Consider the following 17,435-nt stretch of genomic DNA (forward strand, 5'->3'; position numbering starts at 1 on the left):
CGATCTCCAGTAGAACGTTCTGCGGCGAGGCGCGCCTGGGTGTCGTACTCGCCCATCACACCCCGCATCTCCATCCAGGCATCGGCGCAGGACCAGGCCGATCGCGTCGGTGACCGTCCGCCGGTGGGCCTGCGAGCCGCGTAGCCGCTTCGGAGAACATGCAGCTCAAGCCCTGTGTGATGGTTTGACGCGGCACAGGGCGAACGGGGGTCTATGCGACGCCGGTCTGAGCGCGGACCATCCGCGCGTACCATCCGTGCCGGTCGCCGAGCAGGTCGAGGCGATCTCCGTGTTCCGCTACCCGGCCCTCGTCCAGGGCCACGACGGTGTCGAAGGACTCGAGGACGCCGAACCTGTGGGTGATCATCACCGTCGTCCGTCCCGCCCGCTCGGCCAGGATCGCCTCGACGACCTCCAGTTCGGTCATCGGGTCGAGCGCGGAGGTGGCCTCGTCGAGAACCAGCACGGACGCGCCGGCCAGGAGCGCGCGGGCCAGGGCGATGCGCTGTCGTTCGCCGCCGGACAGCAGCGCCCCCCGCTCTCCCACCAGCGAGTCGTAGCCGTCCGGGAGTGCCATGATCCGCTCGTGGACGCGGGTGAGCCGGCAGGCGCGCATGAGATCGTCCGCGGTGGCGTCGGGGGCGGCGTATCGGAGGTTGTCGGCGATCGACCCCTGGAAGAGGAAGGGCTCCTGCGTGGCGATGCAAACCTGTCCGGGCGACGGACGGGTGATCTTCACCCCGTCGATCCGGACCGAGCCCTCGATGGGCGTGTGCAGGCCGGCCAGCAGGTGGCCGAGTGTCGTCTTGCCCGAGCCGCTCGGGCCGACGACCAGCGTGGTGGATCCGGCCGGGAGGGCGAGACTCACAGCGTCCAACGCCGGACGGCCCCGCTCCTCTGCGGCGTACCGGAACGTGGCCCCATGGACGGCGAGCGCGCCGGGCCCGGGAGCGGGGTCCGGCCGTGCGTCAGGTCCGGGCTCCGGCTCGGGCTCCATGTCGAGGTAGTCGAAGACCCGCTCGAAGGCTCCCTGGGCGGAGCGGAACTCGGTGGAGATGTGCAGGAGTTGCCAAAGGGGCTGGTAGAGCCTGGCCTGCAGCACGGTGAAGGCCACCAGTGTGCCTGGGGTGATCCCGTCGGACAGGCCCGCCGCCACGAACACCAGATAGGGGGTCAACACGAAGAAGACGTGTCCCGCGCTCAGCACCCCTTGGGCCACCAGTCCGGAGCGTACTCCGAGCCGGATCAGCCGCCGGCTTTCCGTGGCGAATCGGCCGGCCTCGTCCGCGCTTCTGCCGTGGACCCTGGCCAGGATGACGGCGCCCAGGCTCAGCCGCTCCGCCACGATGGCCGACAGTTGCGCGCGAGAGTGCTGGCTGACCTCCGACAGGTTCTTGAGCGCTCGCCCGGAGCGGGAGGCCACCCAGACGACGATGGGCGCGAGAATCAGGGCGGCACCCGCGAGCTGGGGGGATAGTGCCACCATCGCGCCGGCGGCGGCCACGAATCCGATGACGCCGGACAGCGTGCTGGGCAGGGTGTCCTTGACGGCGTTCTCGATCTGAGCGGTGTCGTTGGCCAGCCGCGACTGGATCTCGCCACCTGGTGTCGCGGCGAAGAAGGCCAGCGGCATGCGCTGGAGACGGCCGAACAGTTCCACGCGCAGCGCGTGCACCACTTGCTGCGCGACGCGGGCCGACACCCACGACTGGCCGAGGTCCACCACACCCACCGCGCAGGCGGTGGCCGCCGCCAGGCCGGCGATCAGCGCGAGCAGCGGCAGGTCGGGACCGCCCGCGCCGAACAGCGCCCGGTCGAAGACCAGCTGGGTCAGCAACGGGACGGCGGCGTTCAGCGCGGAGTAGGCCACGACGAGCAGGACGACGAAGCAGATGGCGAGCCGGTGCGGCATGAACAGCCGCACGACCCTGCGCCAGGTTCCGGGGGCGGGAGGCTTCTCCGGAGCGAAGAAGGGACGATCGTGCACGGGCCGGGCCTGTCCTTGTCTGCATCGAACGTCTGGTGACCGAGCGTCTGGTAGATCGAGCGTCTGGTAGATCGAACGTCTGATGATCGAACAGAGCCCCGCCCGCCCGTGTCCGGGCGGGCGGGTTCGACTGTCAGTTGTCGGTGCAGCCGAAGTGCTTGATGCAGTTGGTCAGCCGGAGCGCCTCGTTGGCGCCGGGCTCGAGCTCCTGGAGCGCCTGCAGGTCCTCGACGTCGAAGGACATGGTCGTCACCTCCTTGTGAATGCCGGGGCCGCCAGTGGCGCGGCCGTCTGTCATCGCCGTCCCGCTGCGGGAGCGGCGAGCCTGGGGGCCTCCTCCGGCATCCACAACCGGGCGGACCGGTCGCGCAGTCGGATGAGGAAGGCGACGATCCCCGCCGTACCGGCGAGAAAGGTCGGCGGGAAGTCTCCCTGGGGTCCAGGGACGAGCAGGCGGCCGCGACGATCGGCCGCACGGATTTCGAGGCAGCCGGCCAGATCTCGCGCCCACCGCCGGTAGTGGTCGTCACCGGTGAAGTCGGCCATGTCGAGCAGGAATTCACCGTCGCCGGGCAGTCCGTGGCACGGCACCGGCCCTGACTGCCATCGAGTGCGGTGCACGGCCGCCGCGGCCTTGCGCGCCAGGTCCAGCGCGGGCGGGTCGCCGGTGGCACGCCAGTACCTCACGAGGAAGGAGCCGATCCCGGAGGAGCCGCTGCACCAGTGCGGCCGGCGCGGGCGCACCGTGGACAGGTCGCCGCGCTGCGTCGGCCACCAGGCGGTGTCGCCGTCCACTTCGGCGTGTTCGTAGAGGGCGCGGGCGACCTCGTGGACGGTCGCCGTCCAGTCAGGCCGTTGGAGGGCCCGGCCCGCGTGGAGCAGCGCGGTCCCGATGCCGGCGACGCCGTGCGCGAAACCGAAGTGGTTGGCCCCGGCCAGGCCCGAGTCGAACGTCTGCGGCGTCGGCCACTGCGGGTGGCCGTTGCCGTACGACCGCGCCTGATGCAGGTTCTGGAGGGCCTCGGCGGCCCGGTCCCGGAGCGGGAGATCTCCCGAGGCCAGGGCGATGTGCAGGAGCGCCATGCCGCATCCGGCCAGTCCGTGCGTCACGTCGGAGCCGGGGTGGTCGGTCGGCAGTCGCCGCGCCGTCCGTACCGCGAACCGGGCCAGCTCGGCGTCGCCCGTGGCCGTCGCCGCGTCGTACAGCGCCCACACGGCGCCGGAGCGCCCGAAGTGCAGGCCGGGCGGCCAGACGTCCTCGGCCGCCAGCCGCCGCCTCAACCAGCGGGCGAGTTCGGCAGCCGCCCTCGCGTGCGGTTCGGCCCGTGTCAGGACGCCGAGGATTCCCGCCGCGCCGCCGTTGACCGAGCACGGATCGGCCTCGATGCCGTCGGCGGCGTCGGGCCACGGCGACGGGGCGTCCTCGCTCGTGTCCATCGTCTCCACCAGGTGCGCGATCCCGTCGTCGATCAGGCGGCCGATCCGCTGCGGCGGCCGGGACCGGTGGTGGGGGGCGGCCCGCTCCGGGGCGGGAGCGGTGAGGAAGCGGAGGCAGCTGTCCAGCGACCAGCGCCGCTCCGGTTCTGTCGCCAGCAGGCCCTCCACGAGCGGTCGCAGCAGGGCGAGCGTGGGGTTGGCCGCGGCAACCGCTGCCACCCTGGCCGCCTGGCCGGGGCCCGGCGGGTCCAGGTGGGCGCCGACCGCCAGGAAGTACGCCATCGCGCCGAGACTGTAGAGGTCGGCGCTCGCGTGCGGGGCGGGCCGGAACTCCCCCGTGTGGCCCGCCAGCTCCGGGGCGAGGTAGCCCGGAGTCCCGCCCACCATGACGGTGGTGCCCGGCACGGCCGCGTGTTCCAGGTCGATGAGCCGTAGTTCACCGCCGGGCGAGAGCATCACGTTGTTCGGCGACAGGTCGCCGAACACGTAGCCTCGGCCGTGCAGCGCCTTCAGCAACGTGGTCAGGCGGCTGATGATGGGCAGGACCTGCGCCGGCGCGCTGCCGAAGCCGTCCTCGCCCAGTGGCCCGGCATTCTCGTCCGACCAGCGCTGCAGCGTGATCCCCGGCACGAGCTCCTCGACGAGGAAGGTGTGGCCGCCCTGCTCGAAGAAGTCCACCACGGCCGGTGTGATCCCGGCCGTGGCGAGGGCTTCCAGGCAGGAACGTTCGGCCGCGATCCGATCCCGCGCGTCGCGGCCGCTCAGATCGGCGCACGCGTGCGGACGCCCCTCCTTGACGACGACCTCGTGGCCGGTGGCGGTGTCCTCGGCGAGGTAGACGCCGCCCCGGTTGGCATGCCGTACGGCCTTACGGACGATGAACCGGTCATTGAGCATCACCGCAGACGCCCGCGGGCGCCGGCTCGCCACCGGAACCTCGAACGGGCAGGTCGCGAACGGCGGCGGGGAGAAGCTGGGCCGCCGTTCGTCGGGAACGAGCCGGCCCTGCGGCGAACGCAGCCGAATCTCGTAGAACCCGTCGTTGCCGAGCACGCGGTGCCCACTGAAGGCGCCGTAGCGGTAGTGGACGATCCCGCCCGCCCGGTACGGACGATCGGAAAGGACCACCGGACCGGGAAGTCCGCGGGTGGCGTCATCGAGCAGGGCGGCCAGGCGTACCGACTCGGCGTCGTCGAGGGGATAGACGGTGATGAACTTCCCGGCCTGCGCCCGGCTGCAGTGCGGCTCAAGGAGTTTCCAGTAGTCGCTCAGCCGGGCGGGGAACTTGAAGGCGCAACGGGCCTCGGCGAGTACTCGCGAGACGCGGGCGAGCGCCAGCGGGGCGGAGAGCATCGTCGCGGAGACGTGCAGCTTCCATCCCTGGTCGGGCATCGGGTAGGCATCGGGGGTGACCTTGCACCAGAGGTTGTCCTCGACGATCGACCAGTCCTGTGCGCCCGCGCGCCCGAGTTCGGCGGTCACGATGTCGCGCAGAATGGCCGGGTCTTCTGAATGCATGCCCACGTGACCCGCTTCCACCGTCGCCGCTTGCCTGCGGAACCGAGAGTCGCGAAGCGCTCTTGCAGATGAATGGGAAATGAATTGAATGCGAGGTGAGAGCTCGTCTCCCGGCCGGAGGAGAGCGCCACTCCTTGTATCGGTCGTATTCAGCTGAGATGCCGGAGGTGAGGCACGGCGCGAAGCAGCCCGGATGCTTTCTGGGCGAGAGCTCGACGGCCGAGGTTTGCGCCTTCGCTTTCGACCCCCATTCCATTTTCCGATTTTGCGGTTTTGGACTGCCCGATTTTAAACGCTCAAACCTTTTCCCGTGGTTCTCACGCAGTTCTCCTGGCGCTCAGGCTTTCATCATGTCATGTGTGACATGCTACTGCTCGTGTGCGGCGCGAGGCCGCACGCCCGATCATCAAAGGGGAAATCGTTGAAGCAGATCGTCAAGCGTGGAGCCGCGGTACTCGCCGCAGGGGCGGCGGCCGCGGGGGCGCTCGCGTTGAGCAGCCCGGCATCCGCCGCCACGACTACGACCACCTGCAGTGACAGCGTCCTGATCTCGGGCCTCTCCACCAAGGCCTGCGTGGATCTCACCGGCACCCAGGCACGGTTCTACGGCACCGTCGGCGCGCCCGGCATCGCGGAGCCTGGACCCGGCGGAGTCATCACCCCACAGCGCGCAGAGGTGGAGGTGTCCGGCCAAGTCGTCGGTGGCCTGTTCCTCGGCTCCCGGCGGCAGTCGGTGAGCATCTGGAACAACACCGTGACCGTTGAGGGCGCCACCGCGACCGCCCCCTGCGGATCGACGGTTCGCGCCGAGGTCAAGCTGTCCCAGGGGCCCGTGGGTCCCGGCGGGCCCAGCTTCTACGGCCCTGCCTCCGTCACGGTGGACGCGCCGGTCGGCTGCTGAAACAGATGGATCGACGGTGGGCGCGGAACAGCCGTTCCGCGCCCACGTGCGCATGCCCGCGGCAGCGCTGAGGTCGTAGCGCTGGAAGGGCAGGTGGTTGCCCGCCATCGACACCGTGCCGGCCGAGCTGGAGATCCGCCGAGGAGATCCTCGAATCCCTCGCTGAATATTGCCGGCGAATTTCAGGCGGATGACACTAGTCGCCGTGGAGCCCGTCGGGGTCGCAGTAGTCGATCTCGTTCGTCGGCTTGAAGTCGGCCACGATGATCTCGCGCCGGAACGGGCCGCCGCTCTCCATCTCCTCGGCGGACGCCTCGAAGGTGAAGCGCTGCATGGGCCGCAGCAGCCTGCCCGCGATGACCACCGGCCTGCGCACCGAATAGATGGCGGGGAACGGGCAGCAGTAGTAGCTGCCGAGCGGCTTGCCCGCCGCGTCTACGGCGTAGGCGATGGCGCCGTCCCGGAAGGCGGCGTCGATCTGCGCCTGGATGTGCAGCGTGGCGGCCGGGTCGGGGTCGTACTCCCACATCTCCTTGACGGCCTGCCGGGCCTTGGGGTCGGCCTGCCAGTAGTCCCGCCGTTGCGGGTCGGTCAGGCACCACGGGTCGAGGTCGCGCAGATTCGCCTCAAGGGACTTGTACGTCGCCGCGGGCCTGGTGACGGTGCTCTGGTAGGTGGCGATGTGCCTGGGCATGGCGATGAGCTGGCCCACGTGGTAGTAGAGCTCCAGGGACCGCTGCAGCCGTTGCTCGATCGCCTCGTGCAGGCTCGGCTGCGGATCGGCCTTGAGCAGCCCCTCGGCGTAGTCGGCGGCGGTGGCGGCCTCGGCCACGAGCTGGCGCAGCCGCTGCAGGTCGGCCTGGTGGTCGTGGTCGTCGGCGACGGTCTGCTCGAACACGCCGAAGGCCACCTCCGCGTGCCGGCGGATCGCGCGGGTGGCGGCCAGCATGCCGTGCAGGTGGGGCAGCGGGCACGGATCCGCCTCGGCCCATTCGGGCAGGTCGGCGGGCAGCTGGAGCTCTGTCTCGACCAGATAGCGGGTGTTGCCGGCCGCCTGCCGGGCGCGCGACACCCAGCCTTCCACCTGCGCGAAGCAGGCGGCCACCTGCCGGCTGGTGACCGGCGGCACGTAGCCCGCAGTGCGCGGGTCGGCGCTGTAGTCGGAGTCGAGCAGCTGCTCGCCGATGGTCTGCAGCACGAACGCGTTCCAGGTGCACAGCAGCTGCCCGGAGGCGGACTGCGGGCCGTGCCAGAGGTTGACGCCGTCCTGGACCAGGCGTAACCGCAGCTCCTCGGCACGCTCCAGCTCGGTGTAGACCAGGCCCCCGGCCCGCCGGTACGCCTCCAGCTCGTCCGCGCGCACCTCGCCCTTGTACGCCGCGACCATCCGCGTCATCAGCGTCGGCCGCCCCGGATCATTGGCCATCATGTACGTCCCCGTCCTCTTCCCCCGTGACCATTGGTGATCCGTACCCTAAGCCGCCATCCCCTCGGCGGGCCATCCATGGCGAGCTCCGGAATCAGCCCGCGCGGCACGGAGGTGACGCCCTACGATCGGGGGATGGCCGTCCCCGAGCTGATCCGCATCGTGACGCGTTCGTCTCCCATGGCGCTCGCCCAGGTCGAGCGCGTCCGGCGGGAGCTGGCCGACCGGCATCCCGGCATCCGCACCGAGGTCGTCCCGGTCACCACGTCCGGCGACCGGTGGCAGGGGGCGCTGTCGGCGCTGGGCGGCAAGGGCGCCTTCACCAAAGAGGTCGACGAGGCGCTCCTGGCCGGCCAGGCCGACCTGGCGGTCCACTGCATGAAGGACGTGCCCGCCGACCGTCCGCTGCCGGCCGGCACGGTGTTCGCGGCCTTCCTCAAGCGTGACGACCTGCGCGACGCGCTCGTGCACCCCGGCGGCCTGAAGCTGGACGCGCTGCCCGAGGGCACCCGGATCGGCACGTCGTCGGTGCGGCGCGTGGCCCAGCTCGCCGCGTCCCACCCGCAGCTGCGCTGCGTGCCGATGCGCGGCAACGCCAACCGGCGCCTGGAGAAGCTGGACGCGGGGGAGGCCGACGCGCTGCTGCTGGCGGTGGCCGGGCTGGAGCGCATCGGCCGGCCGGAACGGATCACCGAGGCGCTGTCGCTGGAGACGATGTGCCCGCCGATCGGCGCGGGCGTGCTGGCCCTGCAGTGCCGGGAGGACGACCCGGCGACCGTCGACGCGGTCGCCGGGCTGGGGCATGCCGACACGTGGCGGGAGATCACGGCCGAGCGCATGCTGCTGCACGTGCTCCAGGGCCACTGCAACTCGCCCATCGCCGGGTACGCCCGCGCCGAGCGCGACGGCCGGTTGTCGTTGCGCGCCCGGGTCTTCTCCCCCGACGGCAAGCGCGTGCTCGACGCGCACGAGTGGGCCGGCCCGCTCGACCCGGCGACGCTCGGCACCTCCGTCGCGGTCGCGCTGCTCCGCCAGGGCGCCCGGGAACTGATCGACGCCATCCCCCACTGACGGCGGGCCGCCTATGTCGTGGCGGCCGCCACCTCGTCCTGGTCGCGGAGGGGTTCGTCGCCGTGCAGCAGCCACTCCAGCGTGGCGGGGGTGGCGTCGAAGTGCCCGGCGTGCCCGGCGTCGGGCTGGACGGTGAGGGTGGCGGTGGGGATGCGGGCGGCGAGCCAGCGGGCGTGCGCGACCGGCACGACCCCGTCCAGCTCGCCGTGCCACAGCCGGACCGGAACGGTGATGGCGGCGGGGTCCACCCCCCAGGGCCTGCCGAAGAGGGCGATGACGTCGTCGGCCCAGCCGCCGAGGCCGGGACGGACCGCCTCGGCGTAGGCGGCCGCCAACATGGCGCTGACCTCGGGCCGCGTCAGGACGGCGGCCTCGAACGGCGGCAACTGCGGCGGCCCGGACGAGTCCGCCCCCAGGTGGGCGATCATCGCGTCGCGATCCTGGAGGGCGACGGCGGCGCTGCGCCGGTTGCCCTCCATCATCCCGGCCGTCCAGTCCAGGCCCTCGGCGTCGCGTGGGGCCAGCGCCGCCAGCGAGGCGACCCGGACGGCCCGGCCGGGGTGGCGGGCGGCGAACGCCAGCGCGTGCGGCCCGCCGCCGGAGACCCCGTACACGGCGAACTCGTCGAGGCCGAGCGCGTCGGCCACGGCGGCGACGTCGTCCGCGCCGTCCACGACGCGCCGCCCGGGCAGCGGCGTCGAGCCGCCGAGGCCGGGGCGGTCGAAGGTGATCAGCCGGATGCCGAGCCTGGTGTACAAGGAGTCGTCGGGGTGGCGGGCCAGGCGTCCCACGGGGGTGCCGTGCAGGTAGAAGACGGGTGTCCCGTCGGGGACGCCCCACTGCTCCACGGCAAGGGCGCGGCCGTCTCGCGTGATCACTGTGTGCACTCCGCCACGGTAGCCAGCAGGGACACCTGCGCACCGCAGGTTTCATTTCCGGCGAAACAGACGAATCGCCAGTCGGGTCAGCGGGTGCGGGCAAGGGGGCGTCCGGGGTGAAGTGCTTGCGGGCCCGCCCGGCTTCCGCGAGGGAGTGGCGGTTTTCCGTAGGAAAAGCGGAGGGACTTCGCCATGGTGGCGGAACGAGGGTGATCCATAGCGTTGGGCGGGTGCTCAGAGACATCGTCGCCGTGTTCTGCCTCGCCCTGCCGCTCGCGTCCGGCCCGGCCCCGCCCCAGGACCTCGCCCCCGCGTCGGTGGACGCCTTCGTCACGAGGTACCGCGAGGCGACCGGGCTCCCCGGGGTCGCGGTCGCGATCACCAAGGGCAGGCAGGTCGTCCACGCCGCCGGGTACGGCCGGACCGCCTCCGGCGAGCCGGTGACGACGGACACACCCATGGCCGTGGCGTCGGTCAGCAAGTCCTTCACCTCGCTCGCCGTCCTGCAACTGATGGAGAAAGGCCAGGTCGAGCTGGACAGGCCGGTGCGCGGTTACCTGCCCGAGTTCACCATGGCCGATCCCAGGGCCGCCCGGATCACCGTGCGGCAGTTGCTCAACCAGACCTCCGGCATGGCCGACTCGGCCTTCCGCGAGAAGAGCCTGCCCCAGCCCCGCACGCTCGAAGGCGCCGTGGCCCGGCTGAGGACGGCCCGGCTCGCCGCGGAGCCGGGCACCGCCTTCAGCTACCACAACACCAACTACCAGGTCGCCGCGCGGCTGGTCGAGGTGGTGAGCGGGCAGCCGTTCGCGGCGTACCTGCACGAGAACGTCTTCACGCCCCTCGGCATGCGCCACAGCAGGACGGTCGACACCGACCGCGACCTGCCCGGCAGCGCCCGCGGCCATCTGGTCGTGCTCGGCCGGGCCGTCGCCGTGCCGGAGCCGCCCGGGTTCGGCAACGGCTCGGGCGGGATCCTCAGCACCGCCGGCGACATGGCCCGATGGCTGATCGCGCAGAACGACGGCATCCTCTCCCCGCGAAGCGTCAAGGAGATGCGCACGCCGTCCGAGCAGGACGGGGAGTACGCCCTCGGCTGGGAGATCGGCGAGACCGCGCGCGGCACCCCCGTCGTCCGGCACGACGGCGACCTGTTCACCTCCACGGCCGCCCAGCTGCTGATGCCGGAGCGGGGGTACGGCGTCGCGGTCATGGCGAACACCGGGACGGCCTTCGGCGACGCCGGCGCCCTCATGGACGGCCTGGTCGCCCTGATCGAGGGAGGCACACCCGAGATCCCCTCCTCGCCGCCCTACCTCGGCACCGACATCCTGTTCGTCCTGCTGACCCTCGCGACCGTCGGGCTGGCCGTACGGGGCGTGGCCCGCTCCCGGCGCTGGGCCGTCAGGTGCGTGGGGTGGCGGCGGTCGCGGCTGCTGCCGCTGCTGGCCCCGCTCGCGTTGTGCGTCACGATCGTCCCGATCATGCGGGTGCTCCTGCGGGGTGGCGACATCATGTGGATCCAGGTGGTCTATCTGTATCCGACGTTCATGATCTGGTTGGTGACGGCCGCGGTCGCGGGCGCGGCGGTGACGGCCGCACGGCTGCTCGCCGCGGCCCGCACGGGCAGGTTGACGTGAGAGGGCGAGAAGGCATGGACGTGTACGAGGCCGTGGACAGCCGCCGGGCGGTGCGGGCGTTCAGCGACGAGCCGGTCCCCAAGGAGGTGCTCGAACGCGTGCTGACCGCCGCGACGCGGGCCCCGTCGAGCGGGAACCTTCAGCCGTGGCGGCTGTACGTCGTGGCCGGTGAGCCGCTGGCCGAGCTGAAACGGCGGGCGACGGCCAGGGCGCTGGCGGGCGACCCGGGTGACGAGCGGGAGTACCCGATGTACCCGGCCGAGCTGACCTCGCCGTACCTGGACCGGTTCGCCGCCGCCGCCGACCAGCGGTACAAGGCGCTGGGGATCGAGCGCGACGCCCCCGACCGGCCGCGGCGGATCGCCGCCTTGAACTCGGCGGCGTTCGGGGCGCCGGTCGTCCTGTTCTGCTACCTCGACCGGGCGATGGGCCCCGGGCAGTGGGCGGACGCGGGGATGTACCTGCAGACGGTCATGTTGCTGCTGAGGGCGGAAGGGGTGCACAGCTGCCCCCAGGTGATGTGGACGATGTACCGCGAGACCGTCAGCCGGACCGTCGGCGCCCATGACGGGCTTGTCCTGCTCTGTGGGGTCGCGGTGGGCTTCGAGAGGGAGGACGTGCCGCGGCTGCGTACCGGGCGGGCCGACCTGGCCGAGACGGTGAGCTTCGTCGGAGTGTGACGCCAGGCGGTCGGGATCGGCGGGCGGTCAGGATCGGCGGGCGCGGGAGGCGAGGCGGCCGGCGACGGCGAGGACGAGGTCGCGCAGCTCATCGGGACGCTCGATGACGAACGGGCGGTCGAGCGCGGCGAGCACGCCGGGCAGCCAGTCGAGCCGTTCGGCCCGCAGCTCGACCCGCCACCAGCGCTCGCCCGCCGGCCCGGCCTCCCCGGCGGGCTCCCCGGCGGGCTCCCCAGCGGGCTCCTCAGCGGGGTCGTCAGCGGGGGCGTCAGCGGGGTCGTCAGTGGTATCGAGGGCGGGCTCGTCGGTGATCTCCTCCATGGTGGCGACGGCGGCGGGCAGGCGGGTGCGGATCTGCTCGGCCGTCCCGTGGATCCGCAGGGTCACCTCGTGCCGGTAGGACGCGGTGGCGAACCCCGACAGGACGCGCTGCGCCGGATCCGGCGCAGCGCGTCCAGCAGGCGCCTCGAACGAGCCTGGCAGGGCGCGGGCGTCTGCGACGCGGTCGAGGCGGAAGGTCCGCTCCTCGCCGAGGCCCGGGTCCTCGCCGGTGACGTACCAGCGGCCCGCGTGGCTGACGATCCCGTACGGGTGCAGCGTGCGGTCACTGCGCCGGCCGACGCGGTCGGCGTACCGGATCGAGACGGGCCGGCGGTGCCGTACGGCGTCGGCGATCGTGAGCAGGACGGCGCCGTCCGGGCCGGCGGGCCTGCCGGACGGGCCGGTGAAGGCGAGGGACTCCATGAGCGCGTCGAGTCTGCGGACGAGCCGTTCCGGCAGCACCCGGCGGATCTTCGCGGCCGCCGTCTCGCTCGCCGTGTCGCTCGCCGTGTCGCTCGCCGTGTCCCCCGCGTCGCCCGCCGTACGCCGGTTGGCGATCAGGCCGAGCAGCACGGCCAGCGCCTCGTCGTCGTCGAGCATGAGCGGCGGCAGGCGGTAACCGCGGGCGAGACGATAGCCGCCGTAACGGCCGCGCACCGACTCGACCGGCAGCCCGAGGTCGACGAGCTGACCGACGTACCGCCGCACGGTACGGCCGTCCACGCCGAGCCGGTCGGCCAGTTCGGCCATCGTCCGGACGCCGCCCGACTGCAACAACTCCAGGAGCGTGAGCACACGACCGGTGGGTGGCGACATGAATACGAGCCTATGGCGAATAGTGGACCGAATCCGTCCAGTATCAGTCGTACCGTGCGGGGTGCCAAGAGCTGCACGAACACTGAAGGAACGTCATGAACTTCGTATCGATCCGCATCATCACCGACGACGTCGCCCGCCTCGCCGGGTTCTACGAGCAGGCCACCGGGACCCCGGCGACCTGGTCCACCGAGGACTTCGCCGAGATCAGGACCGGCACCGCCACGCTGGCGATCGCGAGCACCCGCACCGTCCCGCTGTTCGCCCCGGGCTCCTCCCGCCCGGCCGACAACCACAGCGTGATCGTCGAGTTCCTGGTGGACGACGTGGACCGCGTGTACGAGAACCTGACCGGCTTCGTCACCGACTTCGTCAACGAGCCCACCACGATGCCCTGGGGCAACCGGTCACTGCTGTTCCGCGACCCCGACGGCAATCTCGTCAACTTCTTCACCCCGGTCACCCCGGCCGCCGTGGCGAGATCCGCCCGCTGATCAGAAAACCAGCGGGCGGGGTCAGGCGGCGGGGGTGCGGCGGCGGGACTGCCAGGCCAGGTGGGCGTCGCGGACCTTGGTCCACAGGGCCTCGCGTTCGGCGCCGTTGACGTCGTCGAGGCGCAGCCCGAACACCTCCTCCAGGGCCCCGAACCACTCCCGCCGGGTGGACAGCTCCCGCTCGGTCCTGCCGTCCGCGCCGATCCGGCGCAACATGCAGCCCACCAGGCAGTCGGCGCCCGTCGCGTCGCGCCGCAGCACGACGGCGGCCCGCACCAGCCGGGACTCGGGCGACGTGCACAGGTACGGATGCCACTCCACGAAGTCCCCGGGCTCGGCGGGGGCCCGCTCGACGTCCAGCCCGGCGATCGACCCGCGCGGGTCGTGGTCGAACCGCCAGCCGCCGGGCTCCACGTCCGAGGCGGACAGCCGGAACTCGAACGGCCCCTGCCGGTACGTCCCCGCCCGCAGCGGCAGCGGCTCGTGCAGCCCGTCGCCGAGCCCGATGTCCACCAGCCAGTCCTGCCCGTCGAGGGCGACGGTGAGCGCGAGGTGCGGCGCGAACGACGCCGGCGAGGCGGGCGCCCGGACGGCGGCCTGCACCCCGGCCCGATGCCAGGTGACGTCGTAGCCGAGCACGGTCAGCAGCGTGGCGAACGCGCCGTTGAGCTGCACGCAGTAGCCGCCGCGCCCGCGCAGCACCCGCTCGACCGACTCGCGCGGGTCCACGGTGATCCGCCGGCCGAGCTGAACCTCCAAGGTCTCGTACGGCACTCGCTCCACGTGCGCGCGGTGCAGGGCGCGCAGCGCCGGGAGTGACGGCTCGCCGGGGTCGCCGACGTCCAGCCGGTCGAGGTAGGCGTTCAGGTCACGGTCACGAGTTCGCCGCATGGGCCCTCCCTTCGGTCGCCGCGTCCATCGTGGTCCGCCGCGCGGCCGTCCCGCACCTCGCGGATTGCTCGCCCGGCGGCGATGCACGGCGGCGATGCACGGCGGCGATGCGGGACGGCGATGCGGGACGGCGGGCGGACGTACCGCGCAATCCACGAGATGCGGCGGCGCGCGGCCGCGACCGACGATGACCACGATGACGCTGCCCTGAGCGGTTCACCGGGAGGAGACGACCAGATGCGCAACCAGACTGTCGCACCGGAGCGGGTGAGCGCCCGATGGGAGGATCACCTGCCCGACCTGCTGGACAAGCTGGGATTGCCGGCCGAAGGGGCGATCCAGGTGGGCGCGCACCGGGGCCAGGAGGTGGAGGCGCTCACCAGGTGCGGGTTCCGCCGCCTGGTCATGATGGAGCCCAACGGCGACCACCTGCCCGCGCTGCGCGAGCAGCTCCGGCTGCACCACCTGGCCGCCGGGCTGCCCGAGCCCGAGCACGGCCACCCGGCCCGCGAGGTCGTGGCGGCGTGCGCCGGCCGGGAACGCGGCCAGGCCACGCTCAACGTCACCCCCTACGACAAGCAGTCCAGCATGCTGCCGCCGCTGCTGCCCATGGCCGTCGTCCGGCAGGACGTCGTCCCGGTGATCCCCGTCAGCGAGGTGCAGCACGGCTGCAACGTGCTGGTGGTGGACGCCCAGGGCGCCGAACTGGAGGTGCTGGCCGGGACCGACCTGAGCCGGCTGCGGCTCGCCGTCATCGAGGGCAGCGTGACGGCCCGCTACAGCGGCGGCTCGACCCTCGACAGCATCGCCGAGCACATGACGGCGCACGGCTGGCGCGAGGTGGCCGCCTGGCCGCACCAGCGTCCCGGCGTCGTGGACGTCGCCTGGCTGGCCCCCTGGCCCACCCCGTTCTGATGGACCGGCCGTCGGACGGGGGCCTGGCGTGCGAGCGCCGCGGGGCGGTGGCCGTCCTGCGGCTCGACCGGCCCCGCGTGCGCAACGCGCTCGGGTCCGGGCTGGTCGCGGCGCTCGGCTCCGCGCTGGCCGAGCTGGACGACGACCCCGGGGTGCGCGCCGCCGTGCTGACGGGCGCGCCGCCGGGGTTCTGCGCGGGTTCGGACCTGAAGGAGCTGTCCGGGATGACGCGTGAGGGCATGGTGCGGCACGAGGCCGACACCGGGCGCGTGGCCAGGGCCGTCCAGCATCTCGGCATCCCCGTGGTGGCCGCCGTCGAGGGCTTCGCGCTCGGCGGCGGCTTCCTGCTGGCCACCGGCTGCGACGTGGTGGTCACCGCCGAGGACGCCCGCTGGCACCTGCCTGAGGTGCGGCTCGGCTGGGTGCCGCCCTGGGGAATCCAGAGCCTGGCCGCCCGGGTCGGGCCGGTCGCCGCGCGGCGGCTGGTCTGGGGCGACCGCCCGCTGACCGGCCGCGAGCTGCACGGGATCGGCGGCGCCGACGAGCTGGCCGCGCCGGGGCAGGCGCTGGCGTGCGCGCTGGAGGTGGCGGCGGGGCTGGCCGCGCTGCCCCCGCACGCGGTCGCCTCCGCCAAGCGGGCGCTGACCGACGCGGTGAGCGGGCCCGCCGAGACGCTCGACGCGCGCACGGCCTGGATGTTCGGCGCCGACTGCGCCTCCGCCGCGGCCCGCGAGAGCCTGGCCCGCTTCGGAGCCCGCCCATGACCGCCCCGGACCAGGCCCCTGACCAGGGCCCGGAGCAGGCCCCGGACCAGGGCCCTGAGCTGGTCGCGGGCGGCCGGACGGGCAAGGTGTGCGGGGTGGCCGAGGCCGTCGCGCTCATCGAGGACCACCAAGCGGTCGCCAGCACCGGCGTCATCGGCTGGCTCACCCCCGACGCCCTGCTGGCCGCGCTCGGCGAGCGCTTCGCCGCCACCGGCGCCCCGCGCGAGCTGACCTTCTACTTCCCCTGCGCCACCGGGGACGCCGTCGGCATCGGCGGCATGGACCACGTGGCCAGGAAGGGCCTGATGCGCCGCATCGTGTCCGCCTCGTTCATCAACCCCCGCCACCCGGTGACCGGCGCCCGCCCCGCCCTGACCGAGCTGATCCAGAACGACCTCGTCGAGGCGTACAGCTGGCCGATGGGCGCCGCCATGCACTGGCTGCGCGAGGTGGCCCGGCGCGGCCCCGGCTACCTGACCCGCGTCGGCCTCGGCACGTACGCCGACCCTCGGCACGGCGGCGGCAGGTTCACCCGCCTGGCCCAGGAGGACCTGGTGGAGCTGGTCGAGCTGGGTGGCGAGGAGTACCTGTTCTACCCGTCCTGGCCGCTGCACGCCGGACTGGTCCGGGCGAGCGCCGCCGACCCCGACGGCAACCTGTCCTTCGAGGACCAGCCGCTGTTCTCCAGCGCGCTGGCGATCGCCCTCGCGGTGAAGGCGTGCGGCGGCACCGTGATCGCGCAGGTGTCGCGGATCGTGCCCGCCGGCTCGTCGCCCGCGCGCGAGATGCGCGTGCCCGGGGCGCTCGTCGACCGGGTCGTCGTGGTTCCGGACGCGCCCATGACCACCGGCGTGCGGCACGACCCCGGCTACCTCCGGCACGTGCCCGACGCCGTCGCGCGGGTGCCGCGGCTGCCGTCCGGCCCGGACAAGGTGATCGCCCGCCGGGTCGCCAGGGAGGTCAGGCCGGGGGAGACCTCGATCTTCGGGTTCGGCGCCTCCTCCGACGCCGTCCTGGCCATGGCCGAGGACGGCCTGCTGGACGACGGCCGCCTGGACGAGCACCTGTTCACCACCGAGCACGGCTCCTTCGGCGGCATCGTGATGAGCGGCTGGCAGTTCTCGGCGAACTACTCGCCGCGGGCGCTGCTCGACGGGCCCTCGCAGTTCGACTTCATCGACGGCGGCGGCTGCCCGTTCGCCGCGCTCGCCTTCGCCCAGATCGACGCCGAGGGCAACGTGAACGTCAGCCGGTTCGGCGCGGCCAACCCCGGCGCCGGCGGGTTCGTGGACATCGCGCACAACGCCACGCGGCTGGTCTTCGCCGGCACGCTGACCACCGACGGCCTCCGGGTGAGCTGCGCCGACGGCGCGCTGCGGATCCTGGCCGAAGGGCGGGTGCGCAAGCTGGTGCCGCGGGCCGGTCACGTCACGTACCGGCTGGGCGAGGGGGTGCGGCGCGGGCAGTGGGCCCGCGTCGTCACCGAGCGGGCCGTCTTCGACGTCACCACCGGCGGCCTGGAGCTGGTGGAGCTCGCGCCCGGCGTGGACCTGCGCCGCGACGTGCTCGACCAGATCGGCTTCCCGGTCCGCGTCTCGCCGTCGCTCGTCCCCATGGACCCGGCCCTCTTCCGCCCCTGACCGTCGGCGGGTGCAAGGCCGGACCGGGGCCGGGGCCGGGGGCGGGTGCCCGGCTG

The 17,435-nt window shown here is 72.9% G+C and carries 14 protein-coding genes; 8 read left to right on the forward strand and 6 right to left on the reverse strand.

The window, feature by feature from the left end; genetic code table 11:
• Positions 1-211 precede the first annotated feature (211 nt).
• Both AB0C33_RS35620 and lanL read right to left on the reverse strand, forming a co-directional pair.
• Positions 212-1,987: an ABC transporter ATP-binding protein gene (locus AB0C33_RS35620; protein WP_358295514.1), complete on the reverse strand. Its 1,776-nt coding sequence runs from the start codon at positions 1,985-1,987 to the stop codon at positions 212-214.
• Positions 1,988-2,281: 294 nt separating this feature from the next.
• Positions 2,282-4,942, reverse strand: coding sequence for a class IV lanthionine synthetase LanL (gene lanL / locus AB0C33_RS35625; RefSeq protein ID WP_358295517.1), 2,661 nt, complete (start codon positions 4,940-4,942; stop codon positions 2,282-2,284).
• Between the two features lie 421 nt (positions 4,943-5,363).
• Here lanL and AB0C33_RS35630 point away from each other — a divergent pair, with 421 nt between their 5' ends.
• Positions 5,364-5,843 carry a hypothetical protein gene (locus AB0C33_RS35630; protein ID WP_358295519.1) on the forward strand — a complete coding sequence of 160 codons (480 nt, stop codon included), beginning with the start codon at positions 5,364-5,366 and terminating at the stop codon, positions 5,841-5,843.
• A 196-nt stretch (positions 5,844-6,039) separates the two neighbouring features.
• Here AB0C33_RS35630 and AB0C33_RS35635 read toward each other — a convergent pair whose 3' ends face one another.
• Positions 6,040-7,272 (reverse strand): hypothetical protein, encoded by a 1,233-nt coding sequence (locus tag AB0C33_RS35635; RefSeq protein ID WP_358295522.1) that lies wholly within the window; start codon positions 7,270-7,272, stop codon positions 6,040-6,042.
• A 132-nt stretch (positions 7,273-7,404) separates the two neighbouring features.
• Here AB0C33_RS35635 and hemC point away from each other — a divergent pair, with 132 nt between their 5' ends.
• Complete coding sequence (hemC, locus tag AB0C33_RS35640; protein WP_358295525.1) at positions 7,405-8,340, forward strand: hydroxymethylbilane synthase; 936 nt, start codon at positions 7,405-7,407, stop codon at positions 8,338-8,340.
• A gap of 11 nt (positions 8,341-8,351) precedes the next feature.
• Here hemC and AB0C33_RS35645 read toward each other — a convergent pair whose 3' ends face one another.
• Positions 8,352-9,227: an alpha/beta hydrolase gene (locus AB0C33_RS35645; RefSeq protein WP_358295528.1), complete on the reverse strand. Its 876-nt coding sequence runs from the start codon at positions 9,225-9,227 to the stop codon at positions 8,352-8,354.
• Positions 9,228-9,448: 221 nt separating this feature from the next.
• On the opposite strand from AB0C33_RS35645, the gene AB0C33_RS35650 reads away from it, so the two are divergent.
• Together AB0C33_RS35650 and AB0C33_RS35655 are read left to right on the forward strand one after the other, a co-directional pair.
• On the forward strand, positions 9,449-10,858 hold the full coding sequence (locus AB0C33_RS35650) for a serine hydrolase domain-containing protein (RefSeq protein WP_358295531.1): 1,410 nt from the start codon (positions 9,449-9,451) through the stop codon (positions 10,856-10,858).
• Positions 10,859-10,872: 14 nt separating this feature from the next.
• Positions 10,873-11,538 carry a nitroreductase gene (locus AB0C33_RS35655; protein ID WP_358295533.1) on the forward strand — a complete coding sequence of 222 codons (666 nt, stop codon included), beginning with the start codon at positions 10,873-10,875 and terminating at the stop codon, positions 11,536-11,538.
• 27 nt (positions 11,539-11,565) lie between these two features.
• On the opposite strand, the gene AB0C33_RS35660 is transcribed toward AB0C33_RS35655, so the two are convergent.
• Complete coding sequence (locus AB0C33_RS35660) at positions 11,566-12,675, reverse strand: WYL domain-containing protein (protein WP_358295536.1); 1,110 nt, start codon at positions 12,673-12,675, stop codon at positions 11,566-11,568.
• Between the two features lie 95 nt (positions 12,676-12,770).
• On the opposite strand from AB0C33_RS35660, the gene AB0C33_RS35665 reads away from it, so the two are divergent.
• Positions 12,771-13,169 (forward strand): VOC family protein, encoded by a 399-nt coding sequence (locus AB0C33_RS35665; protein ID WP_358295539.1) that lies wholly within the window; start codon positions 12,771-12,773, stop codon positions 13,167-13,169.
• Between the two features lie 21 nt (positions 13,170-13,190).
• Here AB0C33_RS35665 and AB0C33_RS35670 read toward each other — a convergent pair whose 3' ends face one another.
• Complete coding sequence (locus tag AB0C33_RS35670) at positions 13,191-14,060, reverse strand: arylamine N-acetyltransferase (protein WP_358295542.1); 870 nt, start codon at positions 14,058-14,060, stop codon at positions 13,191-13,193.
• 237 nt (positions 14,061-14,297) lie between these two features.
• Between AB0C33_RS35670 and AB0C33_RS35675 the strand changes: the two genes are divergently transcribed.
• From AB0C33_RS35675 to AB0C33_RS35685, 3 genes are read left to right on the forward strand one after another with little or no spacing between them, the layout of a single operon-like run.
• Positions 14,298-14,975: an FkbM family methyltransferase gene (locus AB0C33_RS35675; RefSeq protein WP_358295545.1), complete on the forward strand. Its 678-nt coding sequence runs from the start codon at positions 14,298-14,300 to the stop codon at positions 14,973-14,975.
• Positions 14,975-15,739, forward strand: coding sequence for an enoyl-CoA hydratase/isomerase family protein (locus tag AB0C33_RS35680; protein WP_358295548.1), 765 nt, complete (start codon positions 14,975-14,977; stop codon positions 15,737-15,739). The genes AB0C33_RS35675 and AB0C33_RS35680 overlap by 1 nt, the downstream gene beginning before the upstream one ends.
• Positions 15,736-17,379 (forward strand): CoA-transferase, encoded by a 1,644-nt coding sequence (locus AB0C33_RS35685; protein ID WP_358295551.1) that lies wholly within the window; start codon positions 15,736-15,738, stop codon positions 17,377-17,379. Before AB0C33_RS35680 ends, AB0C33_RS35685 begins: the two co-directional genes overlap by 4 nt.
• The last annotated feature ends 56 nt before the right edge of the window (positions 17,380-17,435 follow it).

The sequence above is a fragment of the Nonomuraea sp. NPDC048881 genome, assembly GCF_040649795.1.
Classification (GTDB): Bacteria; Actinomycetota; Actinomycetes; order Streptosporangiales; family Streptosporangiaceae; genus Nonomuraea.

Bases quoted from the DNA above. Each gene is read 5' to 3' on its own strand.
- lanL (WP_358295517.1), bottom strand. From the start codon at position 4,942: ATGCATTCAGAAGACCCGGCCATTCTGCGCGACATCGTGACCGCCGAA.
- AB0C33_RS35635 (WP_358295522.1), bottom strand. From the start codon at position 7,272: ATGATGGCCAATGATCCGGGGCGGCCGACGCTGATGACGCGGATGGTC.
- hemC (WP_358295525.1), top strand. From the start codon at position 7,405: ATGGCCGTCCCCGAGCTGATCCGCATCGTGACGCGTTCGTCTCCCATG.
- AB0C33_RS35655 (WP_358295533.1), top strand. From the start codon at position 10,873: ATGGACGTGTACGAGGCCGTGGACAGCCGCCGGGCGGTGCGGGCGTTC.
- AB0C33_RS35660 (WP_358295536.1), bottom strand. From the start codon at position 12,675: ATGTCGCCACCCACCGGTCGTGTGCTCACGCTCCTGGAGTTGTTGCAG.
- AB0C33_RS35665 (WP_358295539.1), top strand. From the start codon at position 12,771: ATGAACTTCGTATCGATCCGCATCATCACCGACGACGTCGCCCGCCTC.
- AB0C33_RS35670 (WP_358295542.1), bottom strand. From the start codon at position 14,060: ATGCGGCGAACTCGTGACCGTGACCTGAACGCCTACCTCGACCGGCTG.
- AB0C33_RS35675 (WP_358295545.1), top strand. From the start codon at position 14,298: ATGCGCAACCAGACTGTCGCACCGGAGCGGGTGAGCGCCCGATGGGAG.
- AB0C33_RS35680 (WP_358295548.1), top strand. From the start codon at position 14,975: ATGGACCGGCCGTCGGACGGGGGCCTGGCGTGCGAGCGCCGCGGGGCG.
- AB0C33_RS35685 (WP_358295551.1), top strand. From the start codon at position 15,736: ATGACCGCCCCGGACCAGGCCCCTGACCAGGGCCCGGAGCAGGCCCCG.